Consider the following 20,121-nt stretch of genomic DNA (forward strand, 5'->3'; position numbering starts at 1 on the left):
AGCCCCCTCCCACCATTTGGATTGGATTTCAAACGGAACGCTTCAGGGTTTCGCTGGGAAGCTCTTTGAACAGGGCGCGGTAGCTGTTGGAAAACCGCCCCAAATGCCAGAACGACCAATTCATCGCCACCTCGGCCACGGTGGTCCCGGTTGAATTGAGCAACTCCCGCCGCGCCCCATTCAACCTGCGCAAGCGCAACCACTGCGCCGGGCTCATCCCGGTGTAGGTCTTGAACCCCTGTTGCAATTGGCGCAACGGCACCCCGGCAATCTGCGCCAGTTCCAGCAGGTTGACCGTTTCGTCCGGCGCGTCTGCTGCCCATTCGCCGATGCGCGCCATCAGCCGGCGTTCTTCGTTGCGGCGCTGCAAGGAGCTGCGGTCCAGGCACACGCAGGCGTTGTCGAGGATGAACAGGCAATCGTCGAGCAATTGCTGGATAAGCGCGGCAGGGTCGCTGACCGTGGACAAGCGTGTCAGCGTGCCACTGAGCCAACGGGCGAACAACGCGTTCTGCTGGCCGGTCAGCGGCGCCATGAACAAACCTTCCAGCGTCGCCACCTCCAACCCATGGCGCTGCACGAACTGCGGGCCGAACACCACCGCTACTTCACGGTAGTTTTCCGGGGTGATCCAGGTGTTGCGGCTTTCGCCATTGAGCAGGTACAGCGCGTTGTCGCTGCCGTCGAAACAGAACGCCAGGGAGCCGGCGGGCGCATTGAAATGCTGCTCGACGCGGGTGTTCATGCACTCTTCGTACACCTCCACGCCTTGCAGGTCGAGGTAGCGGATGCGCCCGGCAAAATGCCCCGGGGACATCTGTTGGTACTGCTGCACCCAACCGGGTGTCGCACTGCATTGAGCGGCCACATCACCGGTGGTGAAGGCCTGTACGCGCAAAGCGGTTGCCTGTGTCATGGGAAGCCTGGGCGCACTCTATTGGTGCGTTGTGGTGCGTGCAAAGTGGATAGATGCCGGGGTGCGGCGGCCTCAAGATAGACCTCAATGCGCCAGGAGTACAAGCCGGTGCATGCACCCAACCCATGACGAGGTCCTTATGAACGCCCCCTTCGATCAGCTGTCCGCCTGGCTGAAAGAACACAAGATTACCGAAGTCGAATGCGTGATCAGTGATTTGACTGGCATCGCCCGCGGCAAGATTGCGCCCACCAATAAGTTCCTGCATGAGCGAGGCATGCGCCTGCCGGAAAGTGTGCTGCTGCAAACGGTAACCGGGGACTTTGTCGACGACGAGATCTACTACGACCTGCTCGACCCCGCCGACATCGACATGGTCTGTCGCCCGGTGGCCCACGCCACTTATGTGGTGCCGTGGGCCATCGAGCCCACCGCGATCGTGATCCACGACACCTTCGACAAACAGGGCAACCCCATCGAGCTGTCGCCACGCAATGTGCTGAAGAAAGTCCTGCAGCTCTACACCGACAAAGGCTGGCAGCCGATTGTCGCGCCGGAAATGGAGTTCTACCTGACCCAGCGCTGCGAAGACCCGGACCTGCCGCTGAAAACCCCCATTGGCCGCTCCGGCCGCGCGGAGACAGGCCGCCAGTCGTTTTCCATCGACGCCGCCAACGAATTCGACCCGTTGTTCGAAGACGTCTACGACTGGTGCGAAGCCCAGGGCCTGGACCTCGATACGTTGATCCACGAGGACGGCCCGGCGCAGATGGAAATCAACTTCCGCCATGGCGACGCCCTCGACCTGGCCGACCAGATCACCGTGTTCAAGCGCACCCTGCGCGAGGCCGCGCTCAAGCACAACGTGGCTGCGACCTTCATGGCCAAACCGGTGGCCGACGAGCCAGGCAGCGCCATGCACCTGCACCAGAGTGTGGTCGACATAGCCACCGGCAAACCGGTGTTCGTCGACGCCGAAGGCAACATTAGCCCGTTGTTCCTGCATCACATTGGGGGCCTGCAGAAGTACATCCCCAAGCTGCTGCCGATGTTCGCGCCCAACGTGAACTCGTTCCGCCGCTTCCTGCCGGACACTTCGGCGCCGGTCAATGTCGAGTGGGGCGAAGAAAACCGCACCGTCGGCCTGCGCGTGCCTACTTCCAGCCCGGACGCCATGCGCGTGGAAAACCGCTTGCCCGGCGCCGATGCCAATCCGTATCTGGCGATTGCGGCTAGTCTGCTGTGTGGCTACCTGGGCATGGTCGAGCAGATCGAACCGAGCGCAGCGGTGGAAGGCCGCGCCTACGAGCGTCGTAACCTGCGCCTGCCGTTCACCCTCGAGGATGCGCTGGCACGCATGGAGGACTGCGACACGGTCAAGCAGTACCTGGGCGATAAATTCGTGCGCGGCTACGTCGCGGTCAAACGCGCCGAGCACGAGAACTTCAAGCGGGTGATCAGTTCCTGGGAGCGTGAGTTCCTGCTGTTGAGCGTCTAAAAAACCAATAAAGGGGTGTCGATATGCGTCTAGTGAAACAGCTTCTCCCGCTGGCCCTGATGGCCGCGTTCAGCGCTGGCGGCCAGGCGGCGCCGACAGTCAGTATTTATAACTGGACCGACTATATCGGCGAGACCACCCTGGCCGACTTCCAGGCCAAGACCGGGATCAAGCCGATCTACGATGTGTTCGACTCCAACGAAACCCTGGAAGGCAAGTTGCTCGCCGGCCGCACCGGTTATGACGTGGTGGTGCCGTCGAATCACTTCCTGGCGCGCCAGGTCAAGGCCGGCGCGTTCCTCACGTTGGATCGTGCGCAATTGCCCAACTTCAGGAACCTCGATCCCAAGCTGCTCGCGCTGCTGGAGAAAAACGATCCGGGTAACGCGCATTCGGTGCCGTACCTGTGGGGCACCAACGGCATCGGCTACAACGTCGACAAGGTCAAGCAGGTGCTGGGCATCGACCACATCGATTCATGGGCGGTGCTGTTCGAACCGGAGAACATCAAGAAGCTCAACCAGTGCGGCGTGGCCTTCCTCGATTCGGCAGATGAGCTGTTCCCGGCGATCCTCAACTACATGGGCAAGGACCCGCGCAGCGAGAACCCGGAGGACTACAAGCAGGCCGAGGCCAAGCTGCTGACGCTGCGGCCGTACATCACCTACTTCCATTCGTCCAAGTACATCTCGGACCTGGCCAACGGTGATATCTGCGTGGCGTTCGGGTATTCCGGCGACGTGTTCCAGGCCGCCAACCGCGCCAGGGAGGCCAAGAACGGCGTGAACATCGCCTATTCGATTCCCAAGGAAGGTTCCAACCTGTGGTTCGACCTGCTGGCGATTCCCGCCGATGCGAGCAACCCCAAGGAAGCTCATGCGTTTATCAATTACCTGCTCGATCCTGAGGTGATCGCCAAGGTCAGCGCCTCGGTGGGCTATGCCAACGCCAACCCGGCGGCCAAGGCGTTCATGGCCCCGGAACTGGTGAACAACCCCGAGGTGTACCCGCCGCAGGCGGTGCTCGACAAACTCTACATTTCGACCACGCCGACCCCGGCGACCATGCGCCTGATGACCCGCGCCTGGAGCAAAGTGAAGACCAACAAATGATGCAGTCAACCGACCACGCCCGGTCTTACTACCGGGCTACGGCCAGCGCCATGCCCGAGCGCCCTGCACTGGGCGGCGACCTGACCGCCGATGTGTGCGTGATCGGCGGCGGCTTCACCGGCGTCAACACCGCCATCGAGCTGGCGCAACGCGGGCTCTCGGTGATCCTGCTGGAAGCCCGGCGCATCGGCTGGGGCGCCAGCGGGCGCAACGGCGGGCAACTGATTCGCGGCATCGGCCATGACGTGTCGGGGTTCGCCAAGTACGTGGGCGAGGAGGGCGTGCGCTACCTGGAGCGCGCCGGGATTGAGTCGGTGGCCCTGGTGGGCCAGCGCATCCGCGAGCACGGGATTGACTGCGACCTGCGCTGGGGCTTTTGCGAATTGGCCAATACGCCCGCGCAGTTCGCCGCGTTCAAGGGCGAGCAAGCGCACCTGGCGGCGCTGGGGTATACCCATGAAACGCGCCTGGTCGGCCCGCAAGATATGCCGCACGTGGTCGGTTCGACGGTGTATGCCGGGGGGCTGGTGGACATGGGCTCCGGGCATTTGCATCCGCTGAACCTGGTGCTGGGTGAAGCGCAGTTGGCCGAGTCCCTTGGCGTGCGGATTTTCGAGCACACCGAAGTGCTGCAGCTCATTCACGGCGACACGGTGCAAGTGCGCTGCGCCGGCGGCACGGTGCGCGCGGCCAGCCTGGTGCTGGCCTGCAATGCGCATTTGGAGGAGCTGGAATCGCGTTTGAGCGGCAAGGTGCTTCCGGCCGGCAGCTACATCATCGCCACCGAGCCATTATCGGAGGCCGTCGCCCAGCAGTTGATCCCGCAGAACCTGGCGCTGTGCGACCAGAAAGTCGGGTTGGATTACTACCGATTGTCCGCTGACCGGCGCCTGTTGTTCGGCGGCGCCTGCCATTACTCCGGACGCGATCCGGCGGACATCGCCGCCTACATGCGCCCGAAAATGCTCAAGGTGTTCCCGCAACTGGCGCAGACCGCCATCGAGTTTCAGTGGGGCGGGAAGATCGGCATCACCGCTAATCGTTTTCCGCAGGTGGGTAGGCTCAAGCAGTACCCCAATGTGTTTTATGCCCAGGGGTATTCCGGGCATGGGTTGAACGTGACGCACTGGTGCGCAAGGTTGCTGGCCGAGGGAATTCACGCGGGTGTGAGCCCTGGCCTGGATATTTTCAGCCAGGTGCCGCATATGACCTTCCCGGGGGGGAAGGCATTGCGGTCACCGCTGTTGGCGTTGGGGATGATGTGGTTTCGGTTGCGGGAACTGATGGGGTGATCAGACTGTGGGCTTGGTCAGCACCTTCCTGAAGATCTCCGCAGTCTAGAATCTGCTCAACGACCACAGCGACCCTTTGCACCTCTGGTGATTCCAGGTGCCAGTCGTCCGGGGCGGATTGCCGAAGACGTCGCGGCGTTGTCTGAACAGATCCCGGCAGCCTTCTGGCAGGCCCTGCGCGAGGCCCGACTGGTTTCGGACCGTGCGCCCCTGCCGCTTTAAATTCAGGAGTTCAACCGATGAAAATTGATGTGAGCGGTAAAGTAGCGATTGTCAGCGGCAGTACCGCCGGCATAGGCCTGGGAATCAGCCAGGCGCTTGCAGCCTCTGGCGCCACGGTGGTGGTGATCGGACGTGAAGCCGGCAAGGTCGACGATGCACTGGCGAGCATCCGCCAGGCTGTCCCGGGCGCAGACCTGCGTGGGCTGGTGGCTGACCTTGGCACCGCAGAGGGCGCAGAGAAACTGTTTGCCGCCGAACCGCGTGCCGACATTCTGGTCAACAACCTGGGCATCTTCAACGATGTGGATTTTTTCGAGGCCTCGGACACCGAATGGACGCGTTTCTATGAGGTCAATGTGATCTCCGGCGTGCGCCTGGCGCGGCATTATGTGCCGGGCATGGTCGAACAGGGCTGGGGTCGGGTGATCTTCGTGTCGTCGGAGTCGGGCGTGGCGACACCGGCGGACATGATCAATTACGGCGTGACCAAAAGCGCCAACCTGGCGGTGTCCCATGGCCTGGCCAAGCGCCTGGCGGGCACGGGAGTGACGGTGAACGCCGTGCTGCCCGGCCCGACCTTTACCGACGGCCTGGAGCAGATGCTCAAGGAAGCCACACAAAAATCCGGGCGCAGTGCGCGGGATGAGGCGGATGTGTTTGTGCGCAATGCGCGGCCGACGTCGATCATCCAGCGGGCGGCGAATGTGGATGAAGTCGCCAACCTGGTGGCGTACATTGCTTCACCGCTTTCTTCTGCGACCACAGGGGCTGCATTGCGCGTCGACGGTGGTGTGGTCGACAGCATGGCGATCTGAGTTGTTTTTCATTTTCTGGAGTATTTATCGTGGCAACAGCGTCTTCTGTGATTGAAATCCCGGTATCGGCCGATCAGGTCTGGCAATTGGTCGGCGGCTTCAACAGCCTGCCGGACTGGTTGCCGTTTATTGTCAAAAGCGAGGCGGGCGATGGCGGCCGTGTGCGTCATCTGCAGACCGCCGACGGTAGTGTGGTGGTGGAGCGGTTGCAGCGCTTTGATAACGTCGGGCGTACCTACAGCTATACCATCGAGCAGTCGCCGTTTCCGGTGAGTGCGTACCTGGCGACGTTGCAGGTCGAGGCGTTGGGCGAGGCGTCAGCGAAAGTGACTTGGTCAGGTGTGTTCACGCCGGTGGCGGGGACTACGGATGCGGCGGTGGAGGAGTTGTTTGCCGGTGTCTACAGCGGTGGCCTTGAGGCCCTGCGCGCCAACTTTCCGGCCTGATCCAGTCCAATGTGGGAAGGGCAAGTCCCCTCCCACATTGGGACACCAGTGGTTTCAGGCCTCGGGCATCAGTTGCTGGCGGCACTCCAGGACTAACCGGGCGCCGCCTTGTTCGCTGGTACCCACGTCCAACTTGAACCCATGCAAGTTGATGATCGCCGCCACAATCGACAGGCCCAAGCCGAACCCGCCTTGCTGGTCGCTTTCATCCACCCGATAGAAACGCTGGAATACCGCATCCCGCTCCGCCGCCGGTATGCCCGGCCCGGAGTCGTGCACTTCGATGCGCGTGCTGCCCGCATCATTGACCCCGCGCAGGATCACCGTGCCGCCCGGTGGGGAGAACTTGATCGAGTTGCTCAGCAGGTTGGCCAGGGCTTCGAACAACAGCGCGCGGTCGCCGGTGATCCACGGCAGGGACTCCGGGGTTTCGAGCTTCAGTTGCAGCTCGCCTTCCTCGGCCAGGGGCAGATAGAAGTCGTGCAATTCGCGCAGTAGCGGCAACGGGTCCATGACCAGGAAACCTGAGCGACGCTGATGGTCTTCCAGCTCGGAGATACGCAACAGCCCGCGAAAGCGCGCCATCAGGGTGTCGGTCTCGGCAATCGCGTCGTCCAGTTTCACCGCGTAGCCAGACTCTGCTTCGGCCTCCTGTTTGATGCGATACAGCTGCGCACGCAGGCGCGTCAGCGGGGTGCGCAGGTCATGGGCGATGTTGTCGCACACGCCCTTGACCTCGTTCATCAGCTTCTCGATACGGTCGAGCATGGCGTTGACGATGGCCGCGAGCATGTCCAGTTCGTCACGTCGGTTGGACAGTGGCAGGCGGTGAGTCAGGTCGCCGGCGACGATGGCTTCGGCACTGGCCTGGATCCCACGGATTCGCCGCAACGGGCGGCGGCGCAACAGGTGCCAGCCGGCGGCGCCCGGAATAATTGTCAGGGACAGTGCCCAGAGCAGGGCGTGCCAGATGATGCGGGTCACACCGAACAGTGAGCCGTTGGCCCGCACCAGCACCAGCCAGCGGCCGTCTTCGGTGTGGGTGGCCACGGCATCGCAGCTGTCCTTGGGCAACTTGGGGTCGTCGGACTCGACACAATTGACCAGGGCGTGGATCTTGCCGTCCAGGGGCAGGTCCGGCGGCACCGCGCGGATCGGCCCGCTCAAGGGGCGGAATTGCTCATCGAACAGGCCGTAGGCATCCACACCCTTCATGTCGAAGGTCATGCTGGTGGTCAGGGCTTCCACCAGTTCTTCGCCGTCGAAGCGCTGGAACAGGTGCTGGCGTTGCATAAGGGAGTGGCGCGACAGGTCGCCCAGGTAACCGGACACCTCGTAATACAGCACCCCCATGAGGATGCAGCTCCAGGCCACGAACAGCGAGCTGTACAGCGCCAGCAAACGGCTGCTGGAAGAGCGCCAGCCCTTAGAGGGGTTCAGCAATGACATAACCGGAGCCTCGCACCGTGCGGATCAGCGGCGGGAGGCCCGGTGGGTCGATCTTTTTGCGCAGACGACCGATGTGCACGTCGATCAGGTTGGTACCCGGGTCGAAGTGATAGCCCCAGACTTCCTCGAAGATCATCATTCGCGACAGAATCTGCCCGGTGTTGCGCATCAGGAATTCCAGTAGCTTGTATTCGGTGGGCAGCAGGCTCAGGGGTTGATCGGCGCGGCTGGCTTCGCGGCTGATCAGGTTCAGTTCCAGATCGGCCACGCGCAGGGCGGTTTCGAATTCCTGGACCGTGCTTTTGCGCCGCAGCAGCACTTCGACGCGCGCCGCCATTTCATCCGAGGCGAACGGTTTGGTGAGGTAGTCATCACCGCCGGCACGCAGGCCACGCACACGTTCGTCCACATCGGAGAGGGCGCTGATCATCAGGATCGGCGTAGAGACGCCGATGGTGCGCAGGGTGGTGACGATGGCCAGGCCATCGAGTTCCGGCAGCATGCGGTCGAGGGTGATCAGGTCGTAATCGCCGCTCACGGCGCGGACCAGGCCTTCGCGGCCGTTGTCTACCCAATCTACATCCAGTCCATGGCTACTCAGCTCGGCGACAATCTCGCGGGCCGTTACGGCGTCATCCTCGATGGTCAAAATTCGGGTCATGGGATTACCTTTACACTGGAAGACCGCAATCGCCGGTAAGCCGGCTCCTACAGAAGTGGGGGCATTTTGCCAAGAAATGGCTGAATGCTTCCTAAATAAAACTTCATGTTGGCAAAACTGACACAGATTTCATCGCCGGGCCGGGGAGTGCATAACGCCCGCTTCAAACCGCCATTTCTTGCAAGTTGCATGGATCAGGTTAGTTCAATTTACTTAACTATCTGAAATGTAAGGGATTTATTTTTTGCGCCGACTGGCATGGTGCCTGCACTGTCTGTTTTGAGACTTGTAACACTATTTTTCTGCCTTGGAGCAAAACAACAATGATCACATCCTCATCCACGCTGCAAGAGTCGAGCGCGCTCTCCGGGGTTTCCTGGGGGGCGATTTTTGCCGGGGCCGCCGCCGCGGCTGCGTTGTCGCTGATCCTGGTGCTGCTGGGTTTCGGCCTGGGCTTTTCGGCGGTGTCGCCGTGGGCTGACAGCGGTATCAGCGCAAAAGGGCTGGGCATTTCCACGATTGTCTGGCTGGCCTTTACCCAGATCGTCGCATCCGGCCTGGGTGGCTACATCGCCGGTCGGTTGCGTGTGAAGTGGGCCAATATGCACGGTGATGAGGTGTACTTCCGCGACACCGCCCATGGCTTCCTGGCCTGGGCTGTTGCCACGTTGATCACGGCGGTGCTGGTAGTCGGTTCGGTCGGCAGTGTGGTCAGCGGTGGTGTGAAAGCCGGCGCCAGCGTTGCAGCCGGTGCAGCCAGTGGTATCACCCAAGCCGCCGGCAGTGCCGCCAAAGGCGTCAACGGTGGCGATTTCGACTATTACGTCGACAGCCTGTTCCGTGATGATCGCCCGGTCGCCGTCAGCGATGACGCCGCCCACGGTGTGGTAGCGCGCATCTTCACCCGCACCCTCAGCAACGACGGTCAGCTTGCGCCAGAAGACCGTGCCTACCTGGCACAGCTGATCAGCCAGCGCACCAACCTCAGCCAGGCGGATGCCGAAGCGCGTATCGACAAAGTCTACGGCGATGCCCGTAAAGCGGTGGAAGACGCCAAGCTCAAAGCCAAGCAAGCCGCGGAAACCGCCGCCAAAGTCGCTGCGTACACCTCGCTGTGGACCTTTGTCGCGCTGTTGATCGGTGCGTTCTTCGCCAGCCTCGCCGCTACCTTTGGCGGTCGCCGCCGCGATGCCGTGGTGTATGTCGAAACCGAACACTTCGTTCGTTAATCAATTCAAGGAGAACAACATGCGCTCATTACTGCTCTGGTTCCTCGGCGTGCCTATCCCGGTGATCATCCTGATTGCGATCTTCATGCACTGATTACGGGTTTACCCAAGCCGCGCCTGTTTTTACAAGCGCGGCTTTTTACTGTCTGCAGGCACGAGGCTTATACCTGTCAGGTTTGACAGTATCTTCGGGCGTTGAAAGTGCTTAGTTTGGTCCAACCTCCAACTCAGCGAGTACACCGCCATGAACCAGACGACCGGCACGTTGACGGCACATGTCGTCAACCCACAAGTCACCCCACCGAACCAACCCTTTATCGGCGATCCGGGTGAAATGTTGATGTACCGATCAGGTGGCTCCATACAGATTGCCGCAACGCAAAGGTTGGGATCCACTGTCAATGATTACAACGGTCTCAATTTCCGTATACCGGACATCATTCCGGGCAGTGGGCAGCATATTTTCGTATTTGATGTCGATGCTCAGGGCGTTTATTGGGCTCATGAACATGGAGGTATCACTCCGTACCCGGCTGAAAATGGCACCATCGAAGTTTCACTGGACCTGAACGACACACTGGTGGGGGCGTTCAGCTTTTCAGGGAAAAACGGCAGCCATCAAGTCAGCGTCAGCCAAGGTCGGCTCGAGCTGACGGGCTTTATTACCCAGCCAGTACCGGTACGGCCGCCGCCGGTCACAGGTACGGGCTATATGCGAGGTGATGTCGTAGGCGGACCTTTGCCAAACCCGAACTTTGACGCGGAAGTTGTCAGCCTCAGAGAAGTCGACGGTGGTGGCATTATCAAGAACTACTTTGAAATCATCGGCAGGCAGTACGATGAGTTCAGGGTTCAGAACTATGTTGCCATCTTGCTGAACATTGACCAGACGGCTTCGACTTACGTGTTGGGGAGCAACCGTGAAGCCCGGGCTCTTTTTGCGATGATGGACTCCTTTGGGTTTGCGTATGCCATCAGCGGGTCGTTGAACTTCACCTCTTTGCCTGCCAGCGGTCGCGCAGCCGGCAGCCTCGACTGCATGGTACAGAAGAATCAGGAGCTACCCTTCCATGTCAATGTTGTGTTCGATATCGTGCCCTAAGTTCAGCCGGTGGGCCTGCCGAGTTCTCACGCAATTGTTAATAGCGGCTTAACCCGCGCTTGGCTAGACTCGCGCACCATGAGCCGCCTTCTGCGTTTAGTCCTCGTCCTGTTGTTGAGCCTCACGCTTCCCCTGACCGGGATGGCGGGGGTGCCGTCAAGCACCGAGCCGTGCCCGATGAAGATGTCGGACATGCCGATGATGAGCGACATGTCGCCTGACTGCTGCCAGGACGGCGCGGATCATGGCAAGGCCTGTAAACCCGGTCAGGAATGCAAGACCGGTGGCGTGCTGCAATTCTCCCTGCCGCTGCTCAAGGCCTCCTTGACCCCGGCCCATCCGCTGCTCGTCGGCACCGCGTCCGATTTTATCCCCGATCGCACGCCGTCCGGCGTCTGGCGCCCACCCCGGGCCTGATTCCTGTTGCACCTCAAGACGCATCCCCTGACCGGGATGGTTTTGCTGTGGGCCGCCTGACGCGGTGCACAGCGCAACGGAACAGGAATTTTCAACATGAATGCCTCCTACATGCGCGCCCTGGTGGTGGGCGTGCTGGCGTGGCCGGCGTTGGCGAATGCGCTGACCCTGGATGACGCCCTGCGCCTGGCGCAAAACAATGCACCGTCGCTGCTGGCCGAGTCGGCCAAGTTGCAGGCCGCTACCCAGGCGGCGATCCCGGCGGGCGAATTGCCTGACCCGAAGCTGGTGGTCGGCCTGCAGGACTTTCCCATTGGCGGGCCCAATCGCGGCACGTTGTATGGCGACGAGATGACGCAACAGATGATCGGCATCCAGCAACAGGTGCCCAGCCGCGACAAGCGCAAGGCTCGGGTCGAGCTGGCCGATGCAACCGTCGAGCGGGCGGCCGCCGAAGGGCGCATCGAGCGCCTGAACGTGCGCCAGGCCACGGCCCAGGCCTGGATTCGTGCGTATGCGGTCGCGCGCAAGCAAGCCCTGTTCAAGGACTTCTACCAACAGAACCGCCTGTTGCAAGACACCGTGCGTGCGCAGTTGGCCGGCGGCCGTGGCCAGGCCGCCGACGCGGTCATCCCTCGGCAGGAAGCCGCGGAGCTGGCCGGGCGCGAAGATGAGTTGACCCAGCAACGTACCCAGGCCCGCGCCGCGCTCAAGCGCTGGATCGGCCCGGCCGCCAACGAAGCCCCCAGCGGGCAACTGCCCGACTGGACCTTCGACCCCCATAGCCTGAACCACAACCTGCATCAGCACCCGGCACTGCAAGCCTACGTGCCACGCACCCGTGAAGCGCAGGCGCGGTTGCAGGAGGCCAAGGCGCAAAAGACCTCGGACTGGAGTTGGGAGGTCGATTACGGGCACCGCAGCCGTGAGTTCGGTGACATGGTCAACGTGCAGTTCACCTTTGACTTGCCGATCTTCCCCGGCCGTCGACAAAACCCCGGCATCGCCGCCAAGCAGGCCGAGTTGGACCAGCTCGACGCCGAGCGCGAAGCCGCTACCCGTGAGCATATCCAGATGCTCGATGACGACCTGGCCGACTACCAGCGCCTGGACCGTGCGGTGCAGCGCAGCCAGGACAGCCTGGTGCCGCTGGCCGAGGAAAAAGTCGGCTTGAGCCTGGCCGGCTATCGCGCCGGCAAAGGCGACTTGATGACGCTGGTCAACGCGCGCCGTGAACTGGTCGAAGCCCGTTTCAAACAGATCGATGCCATCGAGCAACGCGCCCTGGTCGGTGCGCAGCTGTATTTCGCCTATGGGGAACCCGCCAATGAATAATTCAATCGTGGCCGCTGTATTGCTGCTGGGCCTGGGAGCGGGCTACGGGCTGGCGCAGTGGCAGCCCGGCGCCTCATCCATGCCCGTCAAGGCCGACAGGCAGGCGCTGTACTGGTACGACCCGATGTTCCCGCAACAACAGTTCGATAAGCCCGGCAAGTCGCCGTTCATGGACATGCAGTTGGTGCCGCGCTACGCCGACGGGGCCGCATCGGCGGCCACGCCGGCGGTGCAGATTGACCCAGGCCTGGCGCAGAACATCGGCGTGCGCCTGGCGAGCGTGAGCCGCGGCGTGCTGACGTCCCGCCTGGAGCTATCGGGCATTCTGGCCTTCAACGAGCGTGACGTGGCGGTGGTGCAGGCGCGGGCGGCGGGGTTTGTCGAGCGGGTCTACGCACGGGCACCGGGGGATGTGCTCAAGGCTGGCGCGCCATTGGTGGACCTGCTGATACCCGAGTGGGCGGCCGCCCAGGAAGAGTTCCTGGCCCTGCGGCGCAGCGGCGAGCGCGGCTTGATCGACGCTGCCCGCCAACGCCTGCGTCTGAGCGGGATGCCGGCGGGGTTGATTGCGCAGATGGAGCGCAGCGGCCAGGTGCAGTCGGTCCTGACCGTGACCAGCCCGATCAGCGGCGCTCTGCAAACCCTTGAGGTGCGCGAAGGCATGACGGTGACGCCAGGGCAGACCCTGGCGCGGTTCAACGGCCTGGATCAGGTGTGGTTGCAGGTCGCCGTGCCTGAAGCCCAAAGCGCAATGTTGAACGTGGGGCAACGGGTGCAGAGCCACTTTGTCGGTTTACCGGGCAAGACGCTCGACGGCACGGTCAGCGCGATCTTGCCTGCCACCGCCATGGACAGTCGCACTGTGCAAGTGCGGGTCGAGCTGCCCAACCCCGACGGCGCCCTGCGCCCTGGCATGACCGCCCAGGTCAGTCTGGCGCAGACCGGCGGACAAGCGCTGTTGCAGGTGCCCAGCGAAGCGTTGATCCGCACCGGCAAGCGCGTGCTGGTGATGCTGGCCGAGGAGGGCGGGCGCTATCGTCCGGTCGAGGTTGAAACCGGGGTAGAAAACCAGGACCACACAGTGATCCTCAGCGGCCTGCAGGAAGGCCAACAGGTGGTCGCCTCCGGGCAGTTCCTGCTCGACTCCGAGGCCAGTCTCAAGGGTGTTACGGCCACCGCGGCCGAAGCAGCGATGAACATGCAGCCGGGAGCCCAGCCATGATCGCCCTGTTGATTCGCGGGTCAGTGGCCAATCGTTTTCTGGTGCTGCTCGCCACCTTGTTCATCACCGCGTGGGGTGTCTGGTCGGTGCAGAACACACCCGTCGACGCTTTGCCAGATCTCTCGGATGTGCAGGTGATCATCCGCACCCCGTACCCGGGCCAGGCGCCGCAGATCGTCGAGAACCAGGTCACGTACCCGATGACCACCACCATGCTCTCGGTGCCGGGGGCCAAGACCGTGCGCGGTTTTTCGTTCTTCGGCGACAGCTACGTGTACGTGTTGTTCGACGAAGGCACCGACCTGTACTGGGCGCGCTCGCGGGTGCTGGAATACCTCAGCCAGTTGCAGGCGCGGCTGCCCGCATCAGCCAAACCGTCATTGGGGCCGGACGCCACCGGCGTGGGCTGGATCTACCAGTACGCCTTGGTGGACCGCACCGGCCAGCACGACCTGGCGCAATTGCGCGCGTTGCAGGACTGGTTCCTCAAGTTCGAACTCAAGACCCTGCCAAACGTGGCGGAGGTCGCTACCATCGGCGGCCAGGTCAAGCAATATCAGGTGCAGCTCGATCCGCTGGCCCTGGCCAGTCGCGGCATCACCCAGGTACAGGTGAAAGCAGCGATTGACCAGGCCAACCAGGAAGCCGGCGGCTCGGTATTGAACCTGGGCGAGTCCGAGTATGTGGTGCGCGCCTCCGGCTACCTGAAGAATCTCTCCGACTTCCGTGCCATCCCGCTGCGCCTGGACGCCAACAATGTGCCGGTCACCCTCGGCGACGTGGCGAACATCCAGCTGGGCCCGGACCTGCGCCGGGGCATCAGTGAGCTGGACGGTGAGGGCGAAGCGGTCGGCGGCGTGGTAATCCTGCGCAGCGGCAAGAATGCGCGGGAAGCCATCGCGGCGGTCAAGACCAAACTGCAACAGTTGAAAAGCAGCCTGCCGCCCGGTGTGGAAATCGTCACCACCTACGACCGCAGCAAGCTGATCGACCGTGCCGTGGATAACCTCAGCCATAAACTGCTGGAAGAGTTCCTGGTGGTGGCGCTGGTGTGCGGGATTTTCCTGTGGCACCTGCGTTCGTCCCTGGTGGCGATCATCTCGTTGCCGGTGGGCGTATTGATCGCGTTTATCGTCATGCGTTTCCAGGGCATCAACGCCAACATCATGTCCCTGGGCGGCATTGCGATCGCCATTGGCGCGATGGTGGATGCGGCGGTGGTGATGATCGAAAACGCCCACAAGAAAATCGAAGCCTGGCACCACGCCCATCCCGGCCGGGAACTCAAGGGCGATGAGCACTGGAAGGTGATGACGGACGCCGCGGTCGAGGTGGGCCCGGCGCTGTTTTTCTGTCTGCTGATCATTACGCTGTCGTTTATTCCGGTGTTCACCTTGCAGGCCCAGGAAGGCCGTCTGTTCGGGCCGCTGGCCTACACCAAGACCTACGCCATGGCGGCCGCCGCCGGGTTGTCGGTGACCCTGGTCCCGGTGCTGATGGGCTACTGGATTCGCGGGCGCATACCCGACGAGCAACGCAACCCGCTCAATCGCGGCCTGATCAAGCTCTACCAGCCGGCGCTGGAGGCGGTGCTGCGCTGGCCGCGCATGACCTTGCTGGTGGCGCTGCTGGTGGTGGCGAGCGCGCTGTGGCCGGTGTCGAAACTGGGCGGGGAATTCCTGCCGCCGCTGGATGAGGGCGACTTGCTGTACATGCCTTCGGCGCTGCCGGGCTTGTCGACACAGACGGCGGGCGAATTGCTGCAACGCACCGACCGCCTGATCAAGACCGTGCCCGAAGTCGCTCACGTATTTGGCAAGGCCGGTCGTGCCGAAACCGCCACCGACCCGGCGCCGCTGGAGATGTTCGAGACCACCATCGCGTTCAAGCCCAAGGATCAATGGCGCCCCGGCATGACCCCGGACAAACTGGTCAAGGAGCTGGACCGCGTGGTGCAGGTGCCGGGCCTGACCAATATCTGGATTCCGCCGATCCGCAACCGCATCGACATGCTGGCCACCGGGGTCAAGAGCCCGATTGGCGTAAAGGTCGCAGGCACCCGCCTGATGCAGATCGATGCGGTGACCCAGGCCGTGGAGAAAGTCGCCAAGACCGTGCCGGGCGTGAGTTCGGCGTTGGCCGAACGCCTGACCGGCGGGCGCTACATCGACGTCGACATCGACCGTGCCGCCGCCGCGCAATACGGGCTGAACATCAGCGATGTGCAGTCCATCGTGTCGGGCGCGGTGGGCGGTGAAACCATTGGCGAAACCGTGGAAGGCCTGGCGCGTTTCCCTATCAGCCTGCGCTATCCGAAGGAATGGCGCGACTCGGTGGAGGCGCTACGCAACCTGCCGGTGTACACGCCGCAGGGCAGCCAGATCACCCTGGGCACGGTGTCCAGGATCAAGGTCAACGATGGCCCGCCGATGCTCAAGAGCGAAAACGCGCGGCCTTCCGGCTGGGTCTATATCGACGTGCGTGATCGTGACCTGGCCTCGGTGGTCAGGGACCTGCGTGCGGCGATCAACCAGCAGGTGCAACTGCAACCGGGCATGAGCCTCAGTTATTCGGGGCAGTTCGAGTTCCTCGAACGCGCCAATCAGCGCCTGAAGCTGGTGGTGCCGGCCACCTTGCTGATCATCTTTGTACTGCTGTACCTGACCTTTCGCCGGGTGGGGGAGGCGTTGCTGATCCTGGCGACCTTGCCGTTCGCGTTGACCGGCGGCGTGTGGCTGCTTTACTGGCTGGGCTTCAACCTGTCGGTGGCCACGGGCGTGGGCTTTATCGCGCTGGCGGGGGTGTCGGCGGAGTTCGGCGTGATCATGCTGCTGTACCTGAAGAACGCCTGGGCCGAGCGCAAGGATGGCAATCTATTGGCGGCCATCACCGAAGGCGCAGTCATGCGGGTTCGGCCCAAGGCGATGACGGTGGCGGTGATCATCGCCGGGCTACTGCCGATTTTGCTGGGCAGCGGCACCGGCAGTGAGGTGATGAGCCGGATTGCTGCGCCGATGATTGGCGGGATGCTGACGGCGCCGTTGCTATCGCTGTTCGTCATTCCCGCAGCCTACTACCTGATGCGCCGCCGATAAACATGTGGGAGGGGGCTTGCCCCGGCACAAATCCAGTGACTGACACACCGCTATCGGGAGCAAGCTCCCTCCCACAAGGGATCTCCAACGCCGGCAGGTTCAGTCGTCGAACCCGACCTGCTCGTGAATCTCGTCCACCTTCAACTCCAACCGGTACGCCACCGCAATAAACAACGCCTGGCACAGGCACAAGGTGGCACTCAACGAGCGGAAGGCGAACGACGAGCCTTCATTCACCAACAGCACCGCGTTAGCCCGCTTGGCCAGGGGCGACAGGTTGCTGTCGGTGATGATCAGCGTCTTGGCCTGGTGGTGCTGAGCGATGCGCAGGCAGTGCTGGGTCTCTTTGCCGTAGGGCGTGAAACTGATGGCGATCACCAGGTCATTGGCGCGCACGCTGCGCATCTGCTCGCGGTAGCTGCCGCCCAGGCCCGAGATCAGGTGGATGCGCTTGTTGGTGTGCTGCAGGTTGTAGACCAGGTAATCGGCCACCGCAAAGGAACGGCGCACGCCGACCACGTAGATATTGTCGGCGTTGACCACCAGGTCCACGGCTTTGTCGAACGCGGCATCGTCGAGCTCCAGCCCCAGACGCTCGATGCCGGACAAGGTCGCGTTGACGCATTCGCGCGCCAGGTCGCCGCCGCTGGCTTTCTGCGACTTGTTGGCGATCATGCTGCGGATGCGTTGCTGGTAGTTCTGCACCGGCGTGGTCTTGTGGGTGTAGGCCTCGCGGAACAGCGCCTGCATCTCGCTGAACCCACTGAACCCGAAACGCTGCGAGAAACGCACGATGGCCGACGGGTGCACTTCGCATTCACGGGCGATGTCGCTGATGCGGTCGACCATGATCCGGTCGCTCTGCTGGCTCATGTAGCTGGCAATGCGCTTGAGTTGGCGCGGCAGGCTCTCGTATTCGTCGGTGATCAGCTGCAACAGGCGCTCGGCATTGATCGGAGGGCTGGCGATAGAGTCTTCCAGGGTGGTCTCGGGATCGGTGCGGGACATGGGCAATCCTTCTGGCGTTTTCGTCTGTTGCGCTGATGGGTGGCGCAAGTCTACAGGGTAGGCGCAAAAAAATACCCCGGCATCACGGCCGGCGTGGCCTGCTGAAACGATGCACTGTGGTGGGAGCGCCCCTGTACGAGCTTAATGGAAAAAATATTCCAATGAAAAAATATATGGAATAAATATTGATTGGTGCCGCCGGACGTTCTAGTCTGCTCCCACCAAGAGCGTTTGCCGCCCACGGCGGCACAACGCAGGCTGATAAAAATAACAGGAGCCAGCATGGGCCAGACTCGTTTTGCCAGTGGGCGTCAATTGGATCTGATTTGCCTCGGGCGCCTGGGCGTCGACCTCTATGCACAGCAAGTCGGTGCGCGGCTTGAGGACGTGTCCAGCTTTGCCAAGTACCTCGGCGGGTCCTCCGCCAACATCGCCTTCGGCACCGCCAGGCTCGGGCTCAAGTCGGCGATGCTGAGCCGGGTCGGCGACGACCACATGGGTCGCTTCCTGGTGGAGTCCCTGGCCCGCGAAGGCTGCGATGTCAGCGGCATCAAGGTCGACCCGGAACGCCTCACCGCCCTGGTGTTGCTCGGCCTCAAGGACCGCGAAACCTTCCCCCTGGTGTTCTACCGCGAAAACTGCGCCGACATGGCCCTGCGTGCCGAAGACGTCAACGAAGCCTTTATCGCGTCCAGTAAAGCCCTGCTGATCACCGGCACGCATTTCTCCACTGACGGCGTGTACAAGGCCAGCATCCAGGCGCTGGATTACGCGGCCAGGCACAACGTCAAGTGTGTGCTGGATATCGATTACCGCCCGGTGCTGTGGGGCCTGGCGGGCAAGGCCGATGGCGAAACCCGTTTTGTTGCCGACCAGAATGTCAGCCAGCACGTGCAGAAGATCCTGCCGCGCTTCGACCTGATCGTCGGCACCGAAGAAGAATTCCTCATCGCGGGCGGCAGTGAAGACTTGCTCGCCGCCCTGCGCAAGGTGCGTGAACTGACCCCGGCGACCCTGGTGGTCAAGCTTGGTCCGCAAGGCTGCACGGTCATCCACGGCGCCATCCCCGCACGCTTGGAAGACGGCGCCATCTACCCCGGCGTGCGCGTGGAAGTGCTTAACGTGCTGGGGGCCGGCGATGCGTTCATGTCGGGCTTCCTCAGCGGCTGGCTCAACGATGCCAGCGACGAGCGTTGCAGCCAGTTGGCCAATGCCTGCGGTGGCCTGGTGGTTTCGCGCCACGCCTGCGCACCGGCGATGCCGACGCCGGCGGAGCTGGAATACCTGTTCAACAGCCCGGTGCCGATTACCCGTCCGGACCAGGACGTGACCCTGCAACGCCTGCACCGCGTGACGGTACCGCGCAAACGCTGGAAGCAGCTGTTCGTGTTTGCCTTCGACCACCGCTGGCAACTGGTGGACCTGGCACAAAAGGGCGGCCAGGACCTTGCGCGCATCAGCGAGGCCAAGCAACTGTTTATCCAGGCCATCGAACGCGTCGAGCAAAAGCTCGCCGAACAAGGCGTAGAGGCCGATGTCGGCCTGCTCGCCGACCAGCGCTTCGGCCAGGACGCACTCAACGCCGCCAGCGGTCGTGGCTGGTGGATCGCGCGCCCGGTGGAAGTGCAGAACTCGCGGCCGCTGGCGTTTGAGCATGGCCGTTCGGTGGGCAGCAACCTGATTGCCTGGCCCCAGGAACAGATCATCAAGTGCCTGGTGCAATTCCATCCGGATGACGAACCGCTGCTGCGCCTGGAACAGGAAGCGCAACTGAAAGCGGTGTACGAGGCGTCGATTGTCAGCGGTCATGAACTGCTGCTGGAAGTCATCCCACCCAAAGACCACCCGTCCACCTATCCCGACGTGCTCTATCGCAGCCTCAAGCGCCTGTACAACCTGGGGATCTACCCGGCGTGGTGGAAGATCGAGGCGCAATCGGCCGAGGACTGGCGCAAGCTCGACGCCCTGATCCAGGAGCGCGACCCCTACTGCCGTGGCGTGGTGCTGCTGGGCCTGAATGCCTCGGCCGAATGCCTCGCCGATGGCTTCCAGCAGGCCCGCCTGAGCACCACCTGCCGAGGCTTTGCCGTGGGCCGCACGATCTTCCAGGCGCCGAGCCGGGCGTGGATGGCGGGGGAGATCGACGATGAAACCCTGATCCAGCAGGTGCAGGCCACGTTCGAACAACTGATCAACGCCTGGCGCAGTTCCCGAGGCTAAACCCAGTTCTTGATTTGAAATGCAATCCAATGTGGGAGGGGGCTTGCCCCCGATTGCGGTTGTTCAGTGACAGCAGTGGTGT

The 20,121-nt window shown here is 62.5% G+C and carries 17 protein-coding genes and 1 pseudogene; 13 read left to right on the forward strand and 5 right to left on the reverse strand.

Annotated elements, in window-relative coordinates; all coding sequences use genetic code 11:
- Positions 1–28: 28 nt before the first annotated feature.
- A complete protein-coding gene (locus LUU92_RS12270) occupies positions 29–916 on the reverse strand; it encodes a helix-turn-helix domain-containing protein (protein WP_071490078.1) in 888 nt (295 codons plus the stop codon).
- Between the two features lie 139 nt (positions 917–1,055).
- Here LUU92_RS12270 and LUU92_RS12275 point away from each other — a divergent pair, with 139 nt between their 5' ends.
- From LUU92_RS12275 to LUU92_RS12300, 6 genes and pseudogenes are all read left to right on the forward strand, one after another.
- A complete protein-coding gene (locus tag LUU92_RS12275; protein WP_071490077.1) occupies positions 1,056–2,414 on the forward strand; it encodes a glutamine synthetase family protein in 1,359 nt (452 codons plus the stop codon).
- 23 nt (positions 2,415–2,437) lie between these two features.
- Positions 2,438–3,526, forward strand: a complete 1,089-nt coding sequence (locus LUU92_RS12280; protein ID WP_257103711.1) for a polyamine ABC transporter substrate-binding protein — start codon at positions 2,438–2,440, stop codon at positions 3,524–3,526.
- Positions 3,523–4,818, forward strand: coding sequence for an NAD(P)/FAD-dependent oxidoreductase (locus LUU92_RS12285; protein ID WP_257103712.1), 1,296 nt, complete (start codon positions 3,523–3,525; stop codon positions 4,816–4,818). Before LUU92_RS12280 ends, LUU92_RS12285 begins: the two co-directional genes overlap by 4 nt.
- A 72-nt stretch (positions 4,819–4,890) precedes the next feature.
- A pseudogene (locus LUU92_RS12290) lies at positions 4,891–5,040 on the forward strand (aldo/keto reductase); the annotation flags it as partial.
- A 17-nt stretch (positions 5,041–5,057) separates the two neighbouring features.
- Positions 5,058–5,855 (forward strand): SDR family NAD(P)-dependent oxidoreductase, encoded by a 798-nt coding sequence (locus LUU92_RS12295; protein WP_071490072.1) that lies wholly within the window; start codon positions 5,058–5,060, stop codon positions 5,853–5,855.
- A gap of 29 nt (positions 5,856–5,884) precedes the next feature.
- Complete coding sequence (locus LUU92_RS12300; RefSeq protein WP_071490071.1) at positions 5,885–6,301, forward strand: SRPBCC family protein; 417 nt, start codon at positions 5,885–5,887, stop codon at positions 6,299–6,301.
- Positions 6,302–6,355: 54 nt separating this feature from the next.
- Here the strand turns inward: LUU92_RS12300 and LUU92_RS12305 are convergent, their stop codons facing one another.
- The gene (locus LUU92_RS12305) at positions 6,356–7,750 is read right to left on the reverse strand and encodes a sensor histidine kinase (protein ID WP_071490070.1); all 1,395 of its coding nucleotides are present in this window, start codon (positions 7,748–7,750) and stop codon (positions 6,356–6,358) included.
- Positions 7,728–8,411: a response regulator transcription factor gene (locus LUU92_RS12310; RefSeq protein WP_071490069.1), complete on the reverse strand. Its 684-nt coding sequence runs from the start codon at positions 8,409–8,411 to the stop codon at positions 7,728–7,730. The genes LUU92_RS12305 and LUU92_RS12310 overlap by 23 nt, the downstream gene beginning before the upstream one ends.
- A 323-nt stretch (positions 8,412–8,734) precedes the next feature.
- Between LUU92_RS12310 and LUU92_RS12315 the strand changes: the two genes are divergently transcribed.
- The 6 genes from LUU92_RS12315 to LUU92_RS12340 all read left to right on the forward strand — a co-directional run bounded on the left by LUU92_RS12315 (position 8,735) and on the right by LUU92_RS12340 (position 16,811).
- Positions 8,735–9,640, forward strand: coding sequence for a hypothetical protein (locus LUU92_RS12315; RefSeq protein WP_071490068.1), 906 nt, complete (start codon positions 8,735–8,737; stop codon positions 9,638–9,640).
- A gap of 244 nt (positions 9,641–9,884) precedes the next feature.
- On the forward strand, positions 9,885–10,742 hold the full coding sequence (locus LUU92_RS12320) for a hypothetical protein (protein WP_257103713.1): 858 nt from the start codon (positions 9,885–9,887) through the stop codon (positions 10,740–10,742).
- 78 nt (positions 10,743–10,820) lie between these two features.
- Positions 10,821–11,159 (forward strand): hypothetical protein, encoded by a 339-nt coding sequence (locus tag LUU92_RS12325; protein WP_071490066.1) that lies wholly within the window; start codon positions 10,821–10,823, stop codon positions 11,157–11,159.
- A 96-nt stretch (positions 11,160–11,255) separates the two neighbouring features.
- Positions 11,256–12,494 (forward strand): TolC family protein, encoded by a 1,239-nt coding sequence (locus tag LUU92_RS12330; RefSeq protein ID WP_257103714.1) that lies wholly within the window; start codon positions 11,256–11,258, stop codon positions 12,492–12,494.
- Positions 12,487–13,716: an efflux RND transporter periplasmic adaptor subunit gene (locus LUU92_RS12335; RefSeq protein ID WP_257103715.1), complete on the forward strand. Its 1,230-nt coding sequence runs from the start codon at positions 12,487–12,489 to the stop codon at positions 13,714–13,716. Before LUU92_RS12330 ends, LUU92_RS12335 begins: the two co-directional genes overlap by 8 nt.
- Positions 13,713–16,811 carry an efflux RND transporter permease subunit gene (locus LUU92_RS12340; RefSeq protein ID WP_257103716.1) on the forward strand — a complete coding sequence of 1,033 codons (3,099 nt, stop codon included), beginning with the start codon at positions 13,713–13,715 and terminating at the stop codon, positions 16,809–16,811. The genes LUU92_RS12335 and LUU92_RS12340 overlap by 4 nt, the downstream gene beginning before the upstream one ends.
- A 99-nt stretch (positions 16,812–16,910) precedes the next feature.
- On the opposite strand, the gene LUU92_RS12345 is transcribed toward LUU92_RS12340, so the two are convergent.
- The gene (locus LUU92_RS12345; protein ID WP_058425739.1) at positions 16,911–17,819 is read right to left on the reverse strand and encodes a MurR/RpiR family transcriptional regulator; all 909 of its coding nucleotides are present in this window, start codon (positions 17,817–17,819) and stop codon (positions 16,911–16,913) included.
- A gap of 50 nt (positions 17,820–17,869) precedes the next feature.
- The gene (locus LUU92_RS12350) at positions 17,870–18,103 is read right to left on the reverse strand and encodes a hypothetical protein (RefSeq protein WP_257103717.1); all 234 of its coding nucleotides are present in this window, start codon (positions 18,101–18,103) and stop codon (positions 17,870–17,872) included.
- Here LUU92_RS12350 and LUU92_RS12355 point away from each other — a divergent pair.
- Positions 18,102–20,039, forward strand: coding sequence for a bifunctional 5-dehydro-2-deoxygluconokinase/5-dehydro-2-deoxyphosphogluconate aldolase (locus tag LUU92_RS12355; RefSeq protein ID WP_257103718.1), 1,938 nt, complete (start codon positions 18,102–18,104; stop codon positions 20,037–20,039). The two genes, LUU92_RS12350 and LUU92_RS12355, sit on opposite strands and share 2 nt — an antisense overlap.
- The last annotated feature ends 82 nt before the right edge of the window (positions 20,040–20,121 follow it).

Source organism: Pseudomonas extremorientalis, assembly GCF_024584605.1.
Lineage (GTDB): Bacteria > Pseudomonadota > Gammaproteobacteria > Pseudomonadales > Pseudomonadaceae > Aquipseudomonas > Aquipseudomonas extremorientalis.

Bases quoted from the DNA above. Each gene is read 5' to 3' on its own strand.
- LUU92_RS12270 (WP_071490078.1), bottom strand. From the start codon at position 916: ATGACACAGGCAACCGCTTTGCGCGTACAGGCCTTCACCACCGGTGAT.
- LUU92_RS12275 (WP_071490077.1), top strand. From the start codon at position 1,056: ATGAACGCCCCCTTCGATCAGCTGTCCGCCTGGCTGAAAGAACACAAG.
- LUU92_RS12280 (WP_257103711.1), top strand. From the start codon at position 2,438: ATGCGTCTAGTGAAACAGCTTCTCCCGCTGGCCCTGATGGCCGCGTTC.
- LUU92_RS12285 (WP_257103712.1), top strand. From the start codon at position 3,523: ATGATGCAGTCAACCGACCACGCCCGGTCTTACTACCGGGCTACGGCC.
- LUU92_RS12295 (WP_071490072.1), top strand. From the start codon at position 5,058: ATGAAAATTGATGTGAGCGGTAAAGTAGCGATTGTCAGCGGCAGTACC.
- LUU92_RS12305 (WP_071490070.1), bottom strand. From the start codon at position 7,750: ATGTCATTGCTGAACCCCTCTAAGGGCTGGCGCTCTTCCAGCAGCCGT.
- LUU92_RS12310 (WP_071490069.1), bottom strand. From the start codon at position 8,411: ATGACCCGAATTTTGACCATCGAGGATGACGCCGTAACGGCCCGCGAG.
- LUU92_RS12315 (WP_071490068.1), top strand. From the start codon at position 8,735: ATGATCACATCCTCATCCACGCTGCAAGAGTCGAGCGCGCTCTCCGGG.
- LUU92_RS12320 (WP_257103713.1), top strand. From the start codon at position 9,885: ATGAACCAGACGACCGGCACGTTGACGGCACATGTCGTCAACCCACAA.
- LUU92_RS12325 (WP_071490066.1), top strand. From the start codon at position 10,821: ATGAGCCGCCTTCTGCGTTTAGTCCTCGTCCTGTTGTTGAGCCTCACG.
- LUU92_RS12330 (WP_257103714.1), top strand. From the start codon at position 11,256: ATGAATGCCTCCTACATGCGCGCCCTGGTGGTGGGCGTGCTGGCGTGG.
- LUU92_RS12335 (WP_257103715.1), top strand. From the start codon at position 12,487: ATGAATAATTCAATCGTGGCCGCTGTATTGCTGCTGGGCCTGGGAGCG.
- LUU92_RS12340 (WP_257103716.1), top strand. From the start codon at position 13,713: ATGATCGCCCTGTTGATTCGCGGGTCAGTGGCCAATCGTTTTCTGGTG.
- LUU92_RS12345 (WP_058425739.1), bottom strand. From the start codon at position 17,819: ATGTCCCGCACCGATCCCGAGACCACCCTGGAAGACTCTATCGCCAGC.
- LUU92_RS12355 (WP_257103718.1), top strand. From the start codon at position 18,102: ATGGGCCAGACTCGTTTTGCCAGTGGGCGTCAATTGGATCTGATTTGC.
- LUU92_RS12350 (WP_257103717.1), bottom strand. From the start codon at position 18,103: ATGCTGGCTCCTGTTATTTTTATCAGCCTGCGTTGTGCCGCCGTGGGC.